This is a genomic window from Lautropia dentalis (assembly GCF_003892345.1).
Classification (GTDB): Bacteria; Pseudomonadota; Gammaproteobacteria; order Burkholderiales; family Burkholderiaceae_E; genus Lautropia; species Lautropia dentalis.
Map to the genome: position 1 here is coordinate 170,866 of NZ_RRUE01000001.1, position 18,008 is coordinate 188,873.

General features: G+C 64.3%; 13 protein-coding genes and 1 tRNA gene. 4 read left to right on the forward strand and 10 right to left on the reverse strand.

Annotation, left to right across the window (positions count from 1 at the left end; all coding sequences use genetic code 11):
- Nucleotides 1-337: 337 nt before the first annotated feature.
- The gene (locus EHV23_RS00675; RefSeq protein ID WP_125094273.1) at nucleotides 338-910 is read left to right on the forward strand and encodes a YagU family protein; all 573 of its coding nucleotides are present in this window, start codon (nucleotides 338-340) and stop codon (nucleotides 908-910) included.
- Nucleotides 911-1,039: 129 nt separating this feature from the next.
- On the opposite strand, the gene secF is transcribed toward EHV23_RS00675, so the two are convergent.
- From secF to queA, 5 genes are all read right to left on the reverse strand, one after another.
- Nucleotides 1,040-1,984, reverse strand: a complete 945-nt coding sequence (gene secF / locus EHV23_RS00680) for a protein translocase subunit SecF (RefSeq protein WP_125094274.1) — start codon at nucleotides 1,982-1,984, stop codon at nucleotides 1,040-1,042.
- Nucleotides 1,985-1,999: 15 nt separating this feature from the next.
- Nucleotides 2,000-3,880 carry a protein translocase subunit SecD gene (gene secD, locus EHV23_RS00685; protein WP_125094275.1) on the reverse strand — a complete coding sequence of 627 codons (1,881 nt, stop codon included), beginning with the start codon at nucleotides 3,878-3,880 and terminating at the stop codon, nucleotides 2,000-2,002.
- 2 nt (nucleotides 3,881-3,882) lie between these two features.
- Entirely contained in the window at nucleotides 3,883-4,224 is a 342-nt protein-coding gene (gene yajC, locus EHV23_RS00690; RefSeq protein ID WP_125094276.1) for a preprotein translocase subunit YajC, read from the reverse strand.
- 204 nt (nucleotides 4,225-4,428) lie between these two features.
- Complete coding sequence (gene tgt / locus EHV23_RS00695) at nucleotides 4,429-5,571, reverse strand: tRNA guanosine(34) transglycosylase Tgt (protein WP_125094277.1); 1,143 nt, start codon at nucleotides 5,569-5,571, stop codon at nucleotides 4,429-4,431.
- A gap of 251 nt (nucleotides 5,572-5,822) precedes the next feature.
- On the reverse strand, nucleotides 5,823-6,989 hold the full coding sequence (gene queA / locus EHV23_RS00700) for a tRNA preQ1(34) S-adenosylmethionine ribosyltransferase-isomerase QueA (RefSeq protein ID WP_125094278.1): 1,167 nt from the start codon (nucleotides 6,987-6,989) through the stop codon (nucleotides 5,823-5,825).
- A 354-nt stretch (nucleotides 6,990-7,343) separates the two neighbouring features.
- Between queA and EHV23_RS00705 the strand changes: the two genes are divergently transcribed.
- The 3 genes from EHV23_RS00705 to EHV23_RS00715 all read left to right on the forward strand — a co-directional run bounded on the left by EHV23_RS00705 (nucleotide 7,344) and on the right by EHV23_RS00715 (nucleotide 10,368).
- A tRNA-Leu gene (locus EHV23_RS00705) sits at nucleotides 7,344-7,428 on the forward strand.
- 247 nt (nucleotides 7,429-7,675) lie between these two features.
- Nucleotides 7,676-8,677 (forward strand): YeeE/YedE family protein, encoded by a 1,002-nt coding sequence (locus EHV23_RS00710; RefSeq protein ID WP_125094279.1) that lies wholly within the window; start codon nucleotides 7,676-7,678, stop codon nucleotides 8,675-8,677.
- A gap of 404 nt (nucleotides 8,678-9,081) precedes the next feature.
- Nucleotides 9,082-10,368 carry a rhodanese-like domain-containing protein gene (locus EHV23_RS00715; RefSeq protein ID WP_203228835.1) on the forward strand — a complete coding sequence of 429 codons (1,287 nt, stop codon included), beginning with the start codon at nucleotides 9,082-9,084 and terminating at the stop codon, nucleotides 10,366-10,368.
- A gap of 176 nt (nucleotides 10,369-10,544) precedes the next feature.
- On the opposite strand, the gene EHV23_RS15440 is transcribed toward EHV23_RS00715, so the two are convergent.
- The 5 genes from EHV23_RS15440 to ydiJ form a co-directional block, all read right to left on the reverse strand.
- Nucleotides 10,545-11,936, reverse strand: coding sequence for a hypothetical protein (locus EHV23_RS15440; RefSeq protein WP_203228836.1), 1,392 nt, complete (start codon nucleotides 11,934-11,936; stop codon nucleotides 10,545-10,547).
- Between the two features lie 21 nt (nucleotides 11,937-11,957).
- Complete coding sequence (locus tag EHV23_RS00725; RefSeq protein ID WP_125094280.1) at nucleotides 11,958-12,491, reverse strand: hypothetical protein; 534 nt, start codon at nucleotides 12,489-12,491, stop codon at nucleotides 11,958-11,960.
- 340 nt (nucleotides 12,492-12,831) lie between these two features.
- Nucleotides 12,832-13,371 (reverse strand): hypothetical protein, encoded by a 540-nt coding sequence (locus tag EHV23_RS00730; RefSeq protein WP_125094281.1) that lies wholly within the window; start codon nucleotides 13,369-13,371, stop codon nucleotides 12,832-12,834.
- A 302-nt stretch (nucleotides 13,372-13,673) separates the two neighbouring features.
- On the reverse strand, nucleotides 13,674-14,270 hold the full coding sequence (locus EHV23_RS00735) for a glutathione S-transferase family protein (protein WP_125094282.1): 597 nt from the start codon (nucleotides 14,268-14,270) through the stop codon (nucleotides 13,674-13,676).
- Between the two features lie 182 nt (nucleotides 14,271-14,452).
- The gene (gene ydiJ / locus EHV23_RS00745) at nucleotides 14,453-17,737 is read right to left on the reverse strand and encodes a D-2-hydroxyglutarate dehydrogenase YdiJ (protein ID WP_238990219.1); all 3,285 of its coding nucleotides are present in this window, start codon (nucleotides 17,735-17,737) and stop codon (nucleotides 14,453-14,455) included.
- Nucleotides 17,738-18,008 lie beyond the last annotated feature (271 nt).

Sequence of the window (18,008 nt, forward strand, 5' to 3'; positions counted from 1 at the left end):
GAAGATTCTGCGGCCCCGCCGGCCTGCCCCCCCAGACTGGCGGTCCCTGGTTTCCCGCCCCCTCCCGGTAGTTATCATTACCAAAGGAAATATAACGATTCCGACAGCTCCACGCGGGTTTCCGTGTCCACAGGCTGATCCCCTGCCTATCATGAGCTGTCACCTGCCCATGGTGGCCGGGCACCGTGGGCGGCGGCGTACCGCATGTGCCGCATGCGGGGCGGGCGTTCTGTCGCCCCCGGACGAACCGCTGTGGCCGTGCCATCGGCCTTCTCACGGGGGGCGGCGTCGTTGCAGGTGTACATCCATCATTCCCGGTGTTGCAAGGAGCGCCGACATGAGCGATGCGAAAATCACCGTTCACGAACGCCAGGTCAACAGCCAGATCATCGTCTGGACCACGCTGATCGGGGGCTTCATCAGTTCGCTGGTGAAGTGGGGATCCGAAGTGAACATGCCACCGCGCGTACCGGGTGAAATCTCCCCGCCGGGCGCCAACATCGATGCCTGGCTGGGATGGCTGGGCTTCAACTCCCATTCACTGGACTATGTGTACCAGGGCGCCACGGTGCCCGGTGCCGTCACGCTCTATCACTGGGGCTTCAGCTTCGTGTTTGCCTGGCTGTACGTGTGGGGCAGCATCCGCTGGCCGCGCATCCGGCTCTGGTACGGTGCGTTCTATGGTCTGGTCATTACCGTGGTCATGCACGGGTTCCTGATCCCGCTTTTGGGCTTCCGCAACCCGGTCTATGCCCATGGTGCCACCGGCTGGCTCTGGAATCTCAACGCTGCCGAGCTGTGGAGCGAGATTCTGGGCCATGTTTACTGGTCCGTCTCCATCGAGATCTGTCTGATTGCCGTGCTGGCCCACTTCGGCCGTCCCATCGTCGGGAAGTGGTTTCTGAAGTGACGGCCTGATCCGGCGATGCTCGGGGCTGAAATGCCCCCCGATTGCCGGACACAAAAAAGGCAGGGTCCGAATCCGAACCCTGCCCATGTGGGTGCAACCCTGTAGGGGCGGAAAGCCGCCCCCACGGCCTCACGGCAATTCCACCTCCGTGGCATCCTTTTTCCTGATCGGCTTGACCAGATCCTCGCGCTTCAGGCCCAGGCGCATCACGATGGCCGCGGCCACGAAGATCGACGAATAGATGCCGAAGCAGATGCCGATGGCCAGCGCCAGCGCGAAGTAGTGCAGCGTGGGGCCGCCGAAGAACAGCATCGACAGCACCATCATCAGCGTGGACGTGTGCGTGATGATCGTCCGCGACGTGGTGGTGGTGATGGCGTGGTCCAGCACGGCGGCGGTGGTCATGTTCTTCGCGTGGCGCTCGCGGAATTTCTCGCGCACCCGGTCGAAGATGATCACCGATTCGTTTACCGAGTAGCCCAGCACCGCCAGCACCGCTGCCAGCACCGACAGCGAGAACTCCCACTGGAAGAGGGCGAAGAAGCCCAGGATGATCACGATGTCGTGCAGGTTGGCGATGATGCCCGCCACGCCGAACTTCCACTCGAAGCGCATGGCCAGGTAGATCACGATGCCGACGATCACCATCAGCAGCGCCATGGCGCCGCCGGTGGCCAGCTCATGCCCTACCTGCGGGCCCACGAACTCGTTGCGGCGCAGCTCCACCTTCGGGTCGACCGTTTTCAGCGCGCCCAGCACCTGCTCGGCCTGCTGGGCCGCCGACACGCCTTCCTTCAGCGGCAGGCGAATCATCACGTCGCGCGAGGTGCCGAAGTTCTGCACCTGCGGCTCCGAAAAGCCCAGCTCCTCGATGGCCAGCCGGGTCTTGCCCAGATCGGCCGGCTGTGCGTAGTTGAACTCCATGACGGTACCGCCGGTGAACTCCACCGACAGGTTCAGCCCGCGCACGGCCAGCAGGATCACCGCCGCGACGAAGAACGCGATGGAGATCATGTTCAGCACCGTGACGTGGCGCATGAACGGAATGTCACGCTTGATCTTGAACAGTTCCATGGTGTGAGCCTCCGGTCAGCGCTTGGCAACGGGCTTGTGATCGTCGGGTACCCAGTCGCTCTGGCCCACCGACAGGTGCTTGATGCGCTTGCGGCCGCCATACCAGAGGTTGACCAGCCCGCGCGACACGAACACCGCCGAGAACATCGAGGTCAGGATGCCCAGGCAGTGCACCACGGCAAAGCCCTTGATCGGGCCCGAACCGAAGGCCAGCAGCGCAATACCGGCAATCAGCGTGGTGACGTTGGCATCCAGAATGGTGGCCCAGGCGTGCTCGTAACCGGCGCTGATGGCCATCTGCGGCGAGACGCCGCGGCGCAGCTCCTCGCGCACACGCTCGTTGATCAGCACGTTGGCGTCGATGGCCATGCCCAGTGCCAGCGCGATGGCCGCGATGCCGGGCAGCGTCAGCGTGGCCTGCATCAGCGACAGCACCGCCACCAGCAGCAGCAGGTTGAAGCCCAGCGCCAGCGTGGAGAACACGCCGAACAGCGCGTAGTAGATGATCATGAACACCGAGATGGCCAGGAAGCCCCACGCCACGGACGAGAAGCCCTTCTCGATGTTATCGGCCCCCAGGCTCGGGCCGATGGTCCGTTCCTCGATGATGTTCATCGGCGCGGCCAGTGCACCGGCGCGCAGCAGCAGGGCCAGGTCGCCGGCGTTCTTGGGCGTGCCCATGCCGGTGATCTGGAAGCGGCTGCCCAGCTCCGACTGGATGGTGGCCACCGTCAGCACCTCGCCCTTGCCCTTCTCGAACAGCACCACGGCCATCGGCTTGTGGATGTTCTTGCGGGAGACCTCACGCAGGTGGCGGCCGCCGGCTTCGTTCAGGCTCACGGCCACGGCGGGCTGCTGGTGCTCGTCGAAGGTGGCCGACGCGTTGGTGAGCTGCTGGCCGGTGAAGATGGGTTCGCGCTTGAGCACCACCGGGGCGCCACGGCCCTGGCGGAACAGATCGGAACCGAAGGGCACCACGGCCGTGTCGCTGGTCAGCGCCCGCTGGGCCTCGTTGCTCATGTCCACCAGCCGGGCTTCCAGCGTGGCGGTACGGCCGAGGATGTCCTTGGCCCGTGCCGTGTCCTGCACACCGGGCAGCTGCACCACGATGCGGTCAGCGCCCTGGCGCTGAATGACCGGCTCGGCCACGCCCAGTTCGTTGATCCGGTTGTTCAGCGTGGTGATGTTCTGCTGCACCGAGTTGTCGAGGAAGGTGCGCATGGCCGCCTGCGTCAGCGTCATCACCAGCTGCGCATTGGCGCCGCTGCCGCGCGTCTGCAGGGCCAGGTCGCCCTGGTGGTCGCGCAGCAGGCCCTCGGCACGCTCGCGGGTGGCCTCGTCGCCAAAGGTCATCACCAGCTGGTTGCCGGTGCGGCGGATGCCGTTGTGGCGCACGTTGCGGTCACGCATCAGCGTGCGCACATCGGCCATGGCGCTGTCCAGACGCTTGTTTAGCGCCTCGGCCGTGTCGATCTGCATCAGGAAGTGCACCCCACCGCGCAGGTCCAGACCCAGATACATGGGCAGGGCATGCAGCTGCGTGAGCCAGGTGGGGGAAGCCGACAGCAGGTTCAGCGCCGTGATGTAGACCGGATCGGAGGCATCCGGGTTCAGCGCCTTTTCCAGCACGTCGCGGGCGCGCAGCTGGGTGTCGGTCGAGTCGAAGCGGATCTTGACCGAGCTGTCGTCGCGCAGCACCCCCGTGTTGGGGATGCCGGCTTCGGTGAGTGCGGCGAGCGCACGCGTCTCCGTGGCCTCGTCGACCTTGATGGTCGCCTTCTGGCTGGATATCTGAACCGCTGGCGATTCGCCGTAGAAGTTGGGGAGGGTATAGATCAGGCTGAAGATCAGTGCCAGCCCGATGACGGCGTACCGCCAGAACGGATTTCGATTCACACTCAGATGGCCTTGATGGTGCCCTTCGGCAGAAGGGTCTGGATGGTGGACTTCTGGAAGTTCATCTCGATGGACTTGCCTTCAGAAGCGGAAACTTCGACGGTAACATAGGCTTCGCCGACCTTGGTCACCTTGCCGACGATCCCGCCGGCCGTCACCACTTCATCGCCTTTTTGCAACGCTGCCAGCATGTTCCGGTGCTCCTTGGCCCGCTTCATCTGCGGGCGGATCATCAGGAAATACATGACGACGAACATCAGGATGATGGGCAGGAAGCCCAGCAGCTGGTTCTCGGCGCCGGCAGGCGCGCCGGCGGTCTGTGCGTAAGCAGAGGAAATCAGCACGTGTAAGGTCCTTTGTCAGGAGGTGGGGGAAGAGGAGCGACCGCGCCGGCTGGCGGCGATGCCCCCCAGGGCATGTGGCCCCGTGATGATGAACCGGCTTCCCGGGGGAGCGACGCCAGCAGGGCAGCCCCGATGGCCCCGGGCTTCCCGGGATGGATGAACCCGTCATTATACCGGCCAGGCCGCGGATGACGGGGCGTTCTGTTACGACTGCCCTTCGTCCAGCCCGCGCTGGCGGTCGGCCTCGAACTGCGCCTTGAATGCCGCAAACCGGCCTTCGGCAATGGCCTCGCGGGCCTCGCCCATCAGGTTCAGGTAGAAGTGCAGGTTGTGCACCGTGGCCAGATGGGCGCCCAGCATCTCGCCCACCCGGTTCAGGTGATGCAGGTAGGCGCGCGAGTGTTTGCGGCAGGTGCTGCACAGGCAGGTGGGATCCAGCGGTCGCTCATCGTCACGCCAGCGGGCGTTGCGGATCTTCAGGTCGCCAAAGCGTGTGAACAGCCAGCCGTTGCGCGCATTGCGCGTGGGCATCACACAATCGAACAGATCGATACCCCGGGCAATGCCGTCGAGCAGGTCTTCCGGCGTGCCCACCCCCATCAGATAGCGTGGGCGGTCGGCCGGCAGCCGGTGGCCCACATGGTCCAGAATGCGCAGCATGTCTGCCTTGGGTTCACCCACCGACAGCCCGCCGATGGCATAACCCTCGAAGCCGATCTCCTTCAGCCCGGCCAGCGACTCGTCGCGCAGATCCTCGAACATCCCGCCCTGCACGATGCCAAAGAGCGCATTGGGGTTCTTCCCGTCCAGAAACTCGTTGCGGCTGCGTCTGGCCCAGCGCAGCGACAGCTGCATCGACTGTGCCGCCTCGTCCCGCGTGGTGGGCCGCCCGTCGACCTCATAGGGCGTGCATTCGTCGAACACCATGGCGATGTCCGAATTGAGTGCCCGCTGCACCTGCATGGAAATCTCGGGCGTGAGAAACAGCCTGTCGCCATTGATGGGCGAGGCAAAGCGCACCCCTTCCTCCGAGATTTTGCGCAGCTCGCCCAGGCTCCACACCTGAAAGCCCCCCGAATCCGTCAGGATCGGCCGATGCCAGCCATTGAAACCATGCAGACCGCCCAGTTTTTCCATGACGGTGGTGCCGGGGCGCAGCCACAGGTGGAAGGTGTTGCCCAGGATGATGCGCGCGCCCACCGCCTCCAGATCGTCCGGCGACATGCCCTTCACGGCACCATAGGTGCCCACCGGCATGAACATCGGCGTCTGGAACGCGCCGTGATTGAGCTTCAGCGTGCCATGGCGCGCCAGGTCGTCGGTATGGTGCAGGGTGTATTCGAGCATGGGGATGGAGGAGAGGAAAGAAGAGGAAGTCGCTGTTGCTGTGTCGAAGTGAGGCGAGGCGTCTGGGGGCGGGGAAACAGGGAAAGGGAAACCGTCATGCCCCGGGTGCGTGCGCTCTGCTGGAATGGCTGGATGTTCCCGGTTTTATGCCTGTAATTACAGGATAATTACGCATTTCGTGTCTGGAGGGACAGGGAGGTGAACAGGCTCATGACAGGCGCTGCGTCAGGGCAGCCGCTGGCACGCCATTGTCAGGTGGCATGATCGTCCCGGTCCAGCAGCATCGCGTCCCCATAGCTGAAGAAGCGGTAGCGCTGCGCAATGGCGTGCGCATAGGCGCGCCGGATCGTCTCGCGCCCGGCAAAGGCGCTCACCAGAATCAGCAGGGTGGATTTTGGCAGGTGGAAGTTGGTGAACAGCCGGTCCACCACCCGGAAGCGGTAGCCCGGCGTGATGAACAGGTTCGTCTCGCCCACGCCGGCCTGGCCGCTACTGGCTTCCAGCGCCCGCATGGCCGTCGTGCCGATGGCCACCACCGGCCGTCCCCCGGCCTTCGCCCGCGCAATGGCCTGCGCCGTTTCGGGCGAAATGGCATAGCGCTCGGCATGCATCTGGTGCTGCGACAGGTCTTCGGTACGCACCGGCAGGAAGGTGCCGGCCCCCACGTGCAGCGTCAGGTGGGTCATCTCCACCCCCCGCGCGCGCAGGGCCGCCAGCAGCGCTTCATCGAAATGCAGCCCGGCCGTCGGCGCCGCCACCGCGCCCGGCTCACGCGCAAACACCGTCTGATAGCGCGACTCGTCCGCGCCGTCCGGCGTGTGCTGGATGTAGGGGGGCAGCGGCAGCTCGCCCAGCCGCTCCAGTACCTCCGCGGCCGGGGCGTCGAAACGCAGCCGCAGCAGCATGCTGCCCGGCTCGCGGGCGGAGACGACGGTGGCGGTGGCCGCGGCATGCGAGGCCGGGGGCCCGTCACCATGACTGGACGCCCCCGATCCCGCCCTCGATCCCGATCCCGATCCCGATCCCGACCCGGAACCCGCACCTGCATCACCGAAGTACAGCCGGCTGCCTTCCTTCGGCGGATGGCTGGCGCGCACCATGGCCAGTACCTCGAACTCACCGTCGATGCGCTCGACCATCACCTCGATGCGCCCGCCACTCTCCTTGTGGCCGAAGAGCCGCGCGTGGATCACCTTCGTGTCGTTGAACACCACCAGACTGCCCGGTGCCAGCAGCGACGGCAGATCCGTCAGCAGCCGGTCGGCCACTGAATGTTCCGTTGCGAGATGGCCCGTGCCACTGCCCGCGGCGGCGCCCAGCGCCGACACATCCAGCAGGCGCCCGCCGGCCCGGTGCTCGGGCGGGTACTGGGCGATCAGTTCATCGGGCAGGTGGTAGTCGAAGTCGGAGAGTTTCATGAACGGTGCACGGACCAGGGCAGGGTGCGGAAAGGGGGGAGGATGGCCCCTGCAAAAGACCGGTTGGCGTACCCGGCCGATTTGCGCCATAATGGTGACCGGATGCCGATGGTACAGGATTGGTACGACGCGTCCCGCGCCCGCCACCTTGCTCCCCCGCAAGGTCTCCCCCAACCCCGGGCCGGGGCCATTTATCCGTGCTTCTCCCTGTCCGCGCTGCCCCCCTGCCACTGCGCCTTCCCCCAATCCGGGCCATGGCAGGCCAGCAATCGGCATCCCCTTTTTTTCGGTGGGCCAGCCGGTCGCCGCCAGTTCTCTGGCGCGCACCCTGCAGGCTGGCTCTCCGGCCTGTCAGCCCGGGTGGTGAAACTGGTAGACGCAGGGGACTCAAAATCCCCCGCCGCGAGGCGTGTCGGTTCGAGTCCGACCCCGGGCACCAGCTTGCGCAAGGCCGCTTTCCGCTGTGTGTGGAGGCGGCCTTTGGTGTATCTGGCCGGCTCTGCCGGCCGATCCTTTCGTGCCGGGGCGAAGATCCGTTCTTTCTGGTGGCCGGTGCCCTGTCCTGGTGCAAACGGTCCTGGCCTGCTGCCGTTCCCGCCCTGCCACGGTCTGCTTCGGCGCGGGGCATCTCCCGACACCGTCCGTCCTACAATGCAGTTTCCCCAGAATGTGTAGGACGCACTGCCATGCCATTGACCGGTCTGCTGGTTGGACTCCTGTTCGGCTTTCTGCTGCAGCGGGGCCAGTTCTGCTTCGTTTGTGGCTTTCGCGAGCTGCTGTTGCGGCGCAACGCAAGCTTCATCGTGGCCCTGCTGGTGGCCATCGCCATCCAGTCGGCGGGTTTCTTCGGGTTGCAGCAGGCGGGGGCCATCCGGCTGCCCGAGGGGACCATGCCGCTGTGGGCCACGATCATCGGCGGGCTGCTGTTTGGCATCGGCATCATGCTGGCGCGCTGCTGCGGCAGCGGCAGCTGGTTCCGCTCCGGTGAAGGTGCCGCGGGCAGCCTGCTGGTCCTGCTGGTCTTTGCCATCACCCTCGCAGCCTTTCAGGCCGGGCCGTTCCGGGGCCTGATGCAGCCGCTGCTCGAACAGCCTTCCACCCTGTCCACCATTCACGGCACCCTGGGCATCTCCCCCTGGTGGCTGGTGGGCGCGCTGGCCCTGCTGGCCTTCACGCTGGTGAGGCGCGACCAGCGCACCACCGCCGACTTTGCCGATGCCCCGTCACTGGCCAGCGTCCGCCGTGCCCACTACTCCGTGCGCATGGCCGTGGTGATCGGCCTGCTGGGCATTGCCGCCTGGTGGCTCAGCTGGCAGACCGGCCGCAACTACGGCTATGGTGTGGCCACTCCCACCGCCAACCTGCTGCAGTACCTGACCACCGGCCAGAGCCGCTATCTCAACTGGGGCAGCCTGTTCGTGCTGGGCATCCTGCCCGGCGCCTGGATCAGCGCCCTGATGACCGGTGAGTTCCGCTGGCGCGTGCCCGCCCCCGAACAGGTGCCGCAGCGCATCACCGGCGGTGTCCTGATGGGTATCGGTGCCACGCTGGCCGGCGGCTGCACCATCACCAACACCCTGGTGGCCACGGCGTACTTCTCGTGGCAGGGCTGGATTGCCACCCTGATGATCATCGCCGGTGCCTGGATCGGCCTGCGCATCACAGGGCAGGGACGCATGAATTCATGATACGTCCCTCCATGCGCCCGGCCTTTCGCCGGTTGCCGTGATGGCAGCACCTGCCGGCCATCGCATCATGGTTTTGCCCGTCATGCACCTCATTTCCCGTGCAGTGCGCATGGCTGGCCCCTCGGGGGCAAGAGGCCGCTTTTGCCTTCCCCCATTCAAATGCCTCCAGCGCGCGTCATGAACCCATGCGTTCACGACGTATGTGTTCGGGGCACGCCCACTACCGGAGCCCTGTTGTGCTCCTGGCCTGCGCTTTGCCAGCGCGACTGGCAGGCGTGTTTTTCATTGTCATCATGAACCATCACCTTCCTCGCCCGCTGTGCGCGGCCCTGTTGACGACAGCCGTTGGCCTCGTTATGGCTGGTTGCGATTCCCACAAAATCCAGACGCTCGATACCGCCGCCATGGCGGATCTGATCGGCAAGCCCGACACCGTCATCATCGACACCCGTGACGACAGCCTCTACAACGGCTTCCACGATCAGGGCGCTCCGCGTGGCGGCCACCTGCCGGGGGCTGGCCAGTTCACCACGGCCTGGCTGGACTACATCGCCCCGGACAAATTCGAGAGCTTTGCAGCCGGCAAGGGCATCACCCGCGACAAGCGGGTGGTGTTCTACGACAGCAACCCCGACAACCTCGAACGCGTCAGCGCCGAATTTGCTTCCCGCGGCTACAAGGTGGATATCTACAAGGACTACCTGGCCTGGGCTGCCGACAGCAGCCGCCCGCTCGAATCCTTCCCCAATTACACGCTGGCCGTCTCGCCCCAGTGGCTGGACCGCCTGATGAAGGGCGGAAAACCGGAAAGCTACGACAACGACCAGTACATGCTGTTCGAAGTCTCGTGGGGGCCGCTGGAAAAATCCAACGCCTACATGCAGCACATCGTGGGGGCCTACCATTTCGATACCGACTGGATCGAAAACGCCCCGGTCTGGAACCTGTCCGACCCGAAGGTCATCGAGGCGAACCTGCTGAAAAACGGCATTACCGCCGGCAAGACCATCGTACTGTACTCCGACAACCAGCTGGCGGCCCTGCGGGTGCTGTGGGCACTGAAATGGGCAGGCGTGAAGGACGTGCGCTTCCTCAACGGGGGCCTGCGTGGCTGGGTGGATGCCGGCCTGCCTACCGAGACGAAGGCCAACACCCCGGAGCCTGCCGAAAGCTTCGGCGTGAAAATCCCCGCCAACCCGCAGATCGACATCAGCCTGCCGGCCGAAGCGCAGGCGCTGCAGAAAGAGGGCCTCAAACTCATCTCCAACCGCTCGTGGGACGAATACACCGGCAAGGTCAGCGGCTACGACTACATCCCCGGCAAGGGGGAACCGAAGGGCGCTATCTGGGGCTTTGCCGGCACCGACTCGTCCAACATGGCCGACTACTACGACCCGGACAATACCCTGCGCAACCCCAACGAAATCTTTGCGCTCTGGAAAGGGCAGGGCATCGAGAAGGGAGACAGGCTGGCCTTCTACTGCGGTACCGGCTGGCGTGCCGGTGTGCCCTGGTTCATGACACAGCTGGCGGGCTGGCCCACCACCTACATCTACGATGGAGGCTGGAATGCCTGGCAGATGGACTCGGTGTTTCCCGTCCAGAAAGGCGCACCGGACGGCATGAGCAAGCCGGATGCCTTCAACGATTTCGGCAAGGTGCACAGGCAGGGGGCGTCTTGCAAGAGCTGAGGCGCGCGTGGCAGGGAGGTGCTGGCTGATGGCACCTCCTGTGGTGTGGTGTCTGGTGGCGTGCCTTTGGTGCGGGGCGTCTGCGATGGGGCATGCTTTCAATGTGGCACGTCCTGGACGTATCCCACCGGGCGGCTTTGGCTTTTCTGGGGTAGCCCCGAAGCCGGTTGAAATCCTCACGGCTTGATGAGCCATCCCGGATCGACGACCTTCTGCGAAACCTGTGGCTGAAGGGGGGCGTCCTCCTTCACCATCTCCGCCTTCCATGCGCCATTGGCTTCACGCCGGACCCTGATCTGTGCCACCGGTATTTCATCGTCGTCGCCCAGACGGCCGCGTTGCGCGCCGGTGTCGATGACCCGCGTGATGGGCTGGCCTCCCTGTGCAAAACTGATTTGCACGGTGGCCTTGTGCTCCGGTCCCTTGAAGTTGTTCACGCCGATCCGGTAGATGCCCTCCTGCAGTACGCTCGTATCGCATGAGGCGTAGTAGTGTTCGGGGCCGTTGGCAATCCGGTTGTCGATATCCAGTTCCCCCGCCAGCCCTTTGCTGTTCAGGTAATAGACGTGCTGGCCGTTGGGCTCCCGGGTGTGCAGGTCGACATCCCCTTCGCCGTCCCAGGTCAGGGTGGTGGTGAACAGGCCGGGGCTGGCCGTTGGCGTTGTGTTCTTCAGGGAAGCAAGTGCACTGAGCGAGCGTTCTTTCACCAGGCCACGTGCCTTGCGTCCCGCATCCAGGTAGGTTTCCCACAACATGTGGCCGGACGCGTCCGATCCTGAAGGAGCCATGAGGATGTTGTTCGATGGGACTGCGGTTGGGCCGTACAAAAGCCTCAGCCCATTGATCACCACATCAATGTAGGCCAGAAGATGCTCTCCATGGGTTTCTGCTGTAGCGGGGGCTATGTGCAGAGTGGCAACGCTGCTTTCCGGATACCGGGACTTTGTATAGCTCCAGGCCTTGTTGACAAAAAAGTTGCCCTGCGAGTGCGCGATGAACAGCATCTTCCTGCCTTCGAGCGCCAGCGTGTCAACCTGTGCCTGGTGTCTCCGGTAGTCTTCCTCGGTGGGCGGGTCATAGAAAAGCCGGGACAGGGCGGCAAGCGTTTTTGAGGTGATGACACGGTAGATGCCTTCCAGAGCCAGCGCCGCTCCCTGAAATACACCTGTTACTCTGTCCCATAATGTATGCTGGCCGTGTATGGCTTCCCAGAGGTACTCGAACCGCTTTTCCAGTTCTCCGCTCTCGTCGAGCTGGTGAGCAGTCTGGATAAAGGTTTCTGCGAGATCCTGAAAGTCGTTGGAGCCAGCTTCTTTGCCCGTGGTGTTATAGAACAGCGTCGGCTCTATTGGCTCTCCGTTATAGGAGGTTCCGATAAGGTCCCCGAGTCTTTCGAGCGCTTTCCCCGCATCGTCCGAGCTGTTCCACACGCCATTGAAAAAGCCAAGTGCATAGCTGCCCTTCTGGCAAACCGTATGCTCCGGAATGGATTGCGATGCTGCTGGCGCGGGTTGAATCGAAAGGGATGTGGCGAGAACCAGCAGTGAAATTCTGTGCACAGCTTTCATGATGGTTGCTTTTTGGGATGCTCACTTGCAGTGGCTTTTGGGGATGGCTACCCAAACGGCGCCATTCAGTGCGGCATTGAATTTTCCGTACGCCTTGTACCGCTGCCGGGTGTTGACGGTAAAGTTTCGTACCATGGTGTCATGGTACGGATCTGTCCCGGGGAAGGCATCTGCTGCACAGTATGCGGCGGCAAAGACGTCATCACCAGCTTCCCGAAGATCGTCCTCGTCCTTGAGGTTTGCCATCATGCCGCGTTTGATGGCCTGATGGAGCACCGTCAGCCGGTGTTTCTGAAGTTCGGTATCCGGAAGTGACGCGATCCACGCCTCGATGTCATCCCTCACGCCATTGTGGTTGGCGTCCACGCCCTCGATGGTGTCGGTGCGGTCCAGTATCGGTAGCTTCCCTTTGGCTTCCAGTTGTTGAAATGCTTCCTTGAAGTTTCGTGGGGGTGTTTCTGTGGATGAAGGGGCGTTGGGACCGCCGCAGGCGGCAATGGCGGCCGAGAGCAGAACGGTCAGCAGAACGGGGCGCAGAAGACGGGAAGGGCGCATGACGGTAGTCCTTGTACAGGGGCCGCCCCTGGGTGGGGCGGCATGGACGCTATCATGCGCGGGACTGCGCGTGCTGCCTATAGGCCAAATGGATAATCCGGGCAGATTTATCGCCGGGAGAATTCCATCTTCGTGAAATAGTACACACGTCCCTGCGTTATTGGCCTGCCGGGTAATCCCCTCTTTCCCATCCTGGGAAGACATGTTTCGTACAATTGCCTGTGTCCCATGGCAGGCAGTCGTGCATTGAGCCCGGAAATGGTCGTCTCTGGTCGGTCCAGGTCGGCTATGCATACCGGAGGCATGCAGTTTTGTTTCATGAATGGAGTGGAGGGGGGCGTCACGGACGTATGCATGCTTCGTGTGGATAGCTGAAGCTCACGGTTCCGTTCTGGGATGCATTGAAGCGCCGGTATGCCTTCTTCCTTGCCCGGGTGTTGACGGTCAGTTTCTCTATTTCCGCTCCGCGGTGGTATCCCAGCAATGTATCCGGTGGATAGGCGTCCATCTGGCAGTCGGTGGTCAGCGTGATGTCATTCGCTACCTCTCTGAGTGCATACTCGTCCTTGACATCCACCAGCATCGAGTTCGTGACGGCAGTGTGAACGCGACCGAGCCAGTATTTCTGTTCTTCGTTGTCCGGCAGCCTGGCAATCCATGCTTCGATGTCGTCCCGCACACCGTCGTGGTTGGCATCCACGCCTGCGATGGTGTCGGTTCGGTCCGGCACGGGGCGTCTTTTTCTGGCTTTCTGCTGGTGCTGCGCTTTGTGTGGGGATGATTCTGCCTGAGAAGGGGGATTCAGGCTGCCACAGGCGACGACAGTGACAGCGCTCAGGGCGGCCAGCAAGGCAGGCCGCAGAAGACGGACACGGTGCATGACATGGGTCCTTGCGCAAGGCACTGCCCCGGGATGGGGCAGCGTGGACGCCATCATGTACGACTTCTGTGCGCACCACCCATGCCTCGGGTCAAATGGACAGCCTGGGTGGATTCATCGGTGATAAACCGTTGGTTCTGTGCGATATTCACCGGCGAGCAACCGTTGGTCCTGTGCGATATTCATCGGTGAGCAATCGTTGGCCCTGTGAGACACGCGGGTCATGAACGCATTCGTTTCTGCGCTGGCCCCGGCCGCGTGCTGGCAAGACGCCGTTCAGGCAAGGCAGTGCGCCAGGCTTGTTACAGCGCCCCCACCGTCTGCGCCCCGGTGGTTGCCAGCGCTTCCGGCCGGGTCTTCTCGGCCAGCGGCCGGGCGGCAAATACCTCCACGGCGGCTTTGGTGTCGTCGCGGGCGGCGGCCTCGTACACGTCGGGGCGGCGCAGCTTGATGGTCAGCAGCACGAGGGCCAGCATCACGTCCGGCCATTTGTCCGAGCTGCCATCGAACGCGGGCACCCTGGGCAGGGCACGCTGCAGGGCGGCAATGCCGCGGGCTACCAGCGGATGATCGTCGCTGTCCGGGGCCTTGAAGCGCACCAGCTTCACCACCTGCGCCAGCATGTCCAGCAGGGCCAGGGCCTGCGAGGTGCCGGACAGGTAGCGCGGCGTGGGCAGCTGGTTCTCCAGATACTGGCAGATGGACAGCGTGCCGGCGATGACGCTGCCGTCGTTGAGCAGCAGCACCGGAATCTGGCTCAGTGGGTTGACGGCTTCCAGTTCGGGCGGGTTCTGCCACGGGTCCACCAGCTGCATGGGCAGATCGTCGAGTCCCAGTTGAAGTGCCCGCGCCAGGCAGATACGGCTGTAGGGTGACGTCGGGCTGATGTAGAGCTTCATGCAAACCTCCGGCAACAGGATAGGGGGATTAATTCGGGACCAGCGCAGGGACGAATGCGTTCATGACAAGCGCTGAGCGTCCGATGGTACACCCGCCCTGCCTCCCTTCCCCGGCTTCCACGCTGGCCGGATGGTTGCTGCCGAGAGGCGGAACGATTCACATCCCGCCATCGGCGGCGGATTCATTCGCCCTGCTGCGCCCGCACCCGTTCCAGCAGCACCTGCAGCGGGTGCCGCAGTGTCTGGTGAGCCATCCGCTTGACCTGGCTGCGGCACGAGTAGCCGGTGGCCAGTGCCTCGCCGGCCTCGGCTGCGGGTCGCTCCACCTGGGCCTGCCACGACTGGCTGTAGATCACGCGCGACGTGCCCGCGTTGCGTGCTTCGTGCCCGTAGGTGCCGGCCATGCCGCAGCAGCCCGTGGCCTGCACCTGCAGTTTCAGCCCGAAGCGCTCGAACACCTTCACCCACTGGGCATTGCTGTTCGGCTCACTGGTCTTTTCGGTACAGTGCGCCAGCAGGCGATAGGGGGGGGGGGATGGGGCTGTATCCAGGGGGGCGTTGGGCTGCTCGCAGGGAGCATGGCGGACGGGCAGTGAGGCGGCATTCGCCCGGTTGCTGCTGGTGACTGCTGTGCCGGCCAGTACCGTCTGCATGACAGTGGGGCGCTGGTCTGGCTGGGCGGCTGTACTGGCTGTACTGCCTGGGCTGGTCGTATCGGCGCGTGCCGTATCGGGGGGAGTATCGGCTGTCGTCTTCATGCGAGAACCGACCAGTGGCTCCGCATCCAGCACCGCCAGCAGCCATTCCTGCGGCAGCAGTACCTTCGGCACCTCGCCAATCCCCTCGACCTTGGTGTACTCCTGCCGGAACACCAGTGTCATGGCCGGGTCCAGGCCCACCAGCGGAATGCCGAAGGCCGCCAGTTCGCGCAGCCTGCGGGTGTGCCGGCGGGCGGTGCGGGCAAAGGCCGGCAGAAAGCCCTGCACCTGCAGCGGTTTGCCGTTGGCGTGCAGGGGCGCCAGCCACACATGCAGGCCCAGCCGGGCCGCCAGTTCGATGAAGTCGGCCAGCTGTTCGGTTTCGAAGTAGCGGGTGAAGCTGTCCTGCACCAGAATCACGCTGCGGGCACGGTCTGCGGTGCCCAGGGCAGCCAGTGTGGCGGGGGAGGCCGTCTGCACCTGCCATCGCTTCAGCGATGGCTGCAGGGGCAGGCGCGACAGCAGTGGGCTGTCCACCATGCCGATGCGGGTTTCCAGCAGGCGCTGCACCATCCGGTTGCCCATGATGCCGTTGTACAGCCAGGGCGCATGCGCCAGCCACGGCATGGAAAACTCCAGCGAGCCGATCAGATAATCGCGCAGGGGCCGCTGGTAGCGCTGGTGATAGAGCTGCAGAAAGCGCGACCGGAAGTCCGGCACGTTCACCTTGACGGGGCACTGCCCCGCACACGACTTGCACGACAGGCAGCCGGCCATGGCCTCGTACACCTCGTGCGAAAAATCGGCCGTGCCGCGCCGGGCCGCCCGCGCGTTCTGCCAGCGGCTGTGGAGCGTGCGCCAGAAGCCGGGCGGGTTGCGCGACAGTTCCAGCACATCCACGCCGGCATGGCCCTGCAGGCGCAGCCATTCGCGGATCAGCGAGGCACGGCCCTTCGGGGAATGCACGCGCTGCCGTGTGGCCTTCCATGACGGGCACATGGCGTCGTCCGGGTCGTAGTTGTAGCAGGCGCCGTTGCCGTTGCAGTGCATGGCGGCGCCGTAGGCCTGCCAGACGCGCTCGTCGATCTGGCGGTCGTGTTCGCCGCGGGTGGGCACGCCGTCGATTTTCAGGAGTTTTGCGGGGCTCTGCCATGCGGTGGCAATCTTGCCCGGGTTGATCTGGTTGTATGGGTCGAAGGCGGCCTTGAGTTTCTGCAGTACGGGGTACAGTTCGCCAAAATAGCTTTCGGCGTATTCCGAGCGTACGCCCTTGCCGTGCTCGCCCCACAACAGCCCGCCGTAGCGCTGTGCCAGTGCGGCCACCGCATCGCTCACCGGACGGACCAGGGCTGCGTATTCTGGATCCTTCATATCCAGCGCCGGTCGCACGTGCAGCACGCCGGCATCCACGTGGCCGAACATGCCATACTGCAGGCCGTGGCTGTCCAGCAGCGCGCGAAATTCGGCAATGAAGTCGGCCAGATTCTCCGGCGGCACCGCCGTATCTTCCACGAAGGGCTGCGGCCGCGCCTCGCCCTGCACGTTGCCCAGCAGGCCCACTGCGCGCTTGCGCATGGCATACACGCGCTTCACGGCGTCGGTGCCCACCGCCAGCGTGTGCCCCAGCCGACGCACCGTGGTGTCGGTCTGCAGATGCTGCACGAAGCGTGCCACCCGGGCATCCACCTCCGCTGGGTCATTGCCGCTGAATTCCACCAGATTGATGCCCAGCGTGGGCTCGCCTTCACTCGCCGGAAAATATTCGGCCACGCTGTTCCAGACGAAATCGTTCATGGCCAGCAGCAGCACCTTCGAATCTACCGTTTCGATGGACAGGGGCTTTTGCGCAATCAGCGCCCGGGCATCGCGCAGTGCATCCATGAAGGCCGCATAGCGCACATTCACCAGTACCGAATATTCTGGAATGGGCAGGATGTTGAGCTTTGCCTCCACCACGAAGCCCAGTGACCCTTCGGCCCCGCACAGCACGCTGTTCAGGTTGAAGCGGCCGTCAGCCTCGCGCAGGTGGGCCAGATCGTAGCCGGTCAGGCAGCGGTTGAGTTTCGGAAACTTTGCGGCAATCAGGCCGGCCTGTTCATCGGCAATGCGGCGCGTCGTGCGGTACACCCGGCCCACACGGCCCGGGCCGGCGCACAGGGCATCGAGCTGCGCATCGTCCACCGCCTCGCTGAAGAAGCGCTCGCCGCCCAGCAGCACGAAATCGAGCCCCAGCACGTGGTTGCGCGTCTTGCCGTAGGTACAGCTGCCCTGGCCGCTGGCATCGGTGTTGATCATGCCACCGAGGGTGGCGCGGTTGGAGGTGGACAGTTCCGGCGCAAAGAACATGCCGTGGGGTTTGAGCGCCGCATTGAGCTGGTCCTTCACCACGCCTGCCTGCACCCGCACCCAGCCTTCGGCGGCATCGATCTCCAGAATGCCGTTCATGTGGCGCGACAGGTCCATCACCAGCCCGTTGGTGAGTGACTGGCCATTGGTGCCCGTGCCACCGCCCCGGGGGGCCAGTGTCACCTCACGATACTCGTCCTGCCCGAGCAGCCGGGCCACCCGTTGCACGTCCTGGGCATGGCGGGGGAACAGCACGGCTTTCGGCGGGTACTGGTAGAGCGAGTTGTCGGTGGCAAACAGCGTCTGGGTGCCGTAGCTGGCGTCGATCTCGCCCTCGAAGCCGGCTTCGCGCAGTGCATCCAGAAACTGCCGCCAGATGCCGGAGGGCGCATGTTCGGACTGGGGCAGGGGGGCGATGGGCATGGGGGACGCGGGGATGATGCAGGTGAAAGGCAGGGGTGATGTAGTGAAGCCGGGTGGGGGGGGGAAGGTCCGGCGCTCATGGCCGGTGAGGTGGGCTGCAGGGCGCCCTGCCGGCACAGGGCAGGGGCCTGCTGCGCCAGGCCGGATGGAGCCATGACACGCGCCAGAGCCTCCCTAGTATGTGCGCCCCTGTCGGGGCTGACAAGCGCGGGCGGGTAGCCGGGCATGTGCGACCGCCTGTTGCAGGAAAATTTGTGCACCGCCACGAAAT

Bases quoted from the DNA above. Each gene is read 5' to 3' on its own strand.
- EHV23_RS15440 (WP_203228836.1), bottom strand. From the start codon at position 11,936: ATGAAAGCTGTGCACAGAATTTCACTGCTGGTTCTCGCCACATCCCTT.
- EHV23_RS00725 (WP_125094280.1), bottom strand. From the start codon at position 12,491: ATGCGCCCTTCCCGTCTTCTGCGCCCCGTTCTGCTGACCGTTCTGCTC.
- EHV23_RS00710 (WP_125094279.1), top strand. From the start codon at position 7,676: ATGCCATTGACCGGTCTGCTGGTTGGACTCCTGTTCGGCTTTCTGCTG.
- ydiJ (WP_238990219.1), bottom strand. From the start codon at position 17,737: ATGCCCATCGCCCCCCTGCCCCAGTCCGAACATGCGCCCTCCGGCATC.
- EHV23_RS00730 (WP_125094281.1), bottom strand. From the start codon at position 13,371: ATGCACCGTGTCCGTCTTCTGCGGCCTGCCTTGCTGGCCGCCCTGAGC.
- EHV23_RS00715 (WP_203228835.1), top strand. From the start codon at position 9,082: ATGGCGGATCTGATCGGCAAGCCCGACACCGTCATCATCGACACCCGT.
- secF (WP_125094274.1), bottom strand. From the start codon at position 1,984: ATGGAACTGTTCAAGATCAAGCGTGACATTCCGTTCATGCGCCACGTC.
- EHV23_RS00735 (WP_125094282.1), bottom strand. From the start codon at position 14,270: ATGAAGCTCTACATCAGCCCGACGTCACCCTACAGCCGTATCTGCCTG.
- tgt (WP_125094277.1), bottom strand. From the start codon at position 5,571: ATGCTCGAATACACCCTGCACCATACCGACGACCTGGCGCGCCATGGC.
- EHV23_RS00675 (WP_125094273.1), top strand. From the start codon at position 338: ATGAGCGATGCGAAAATCACCGTTCACGAACGCCAGGTCAACAGCCAG.
- queA (WP_125094278.1), bottom strand. From the start codon at position 6,989: ATGAAACTCTCCGACTTCGACTACCACCTGCCCGATGAACTGATCGCC.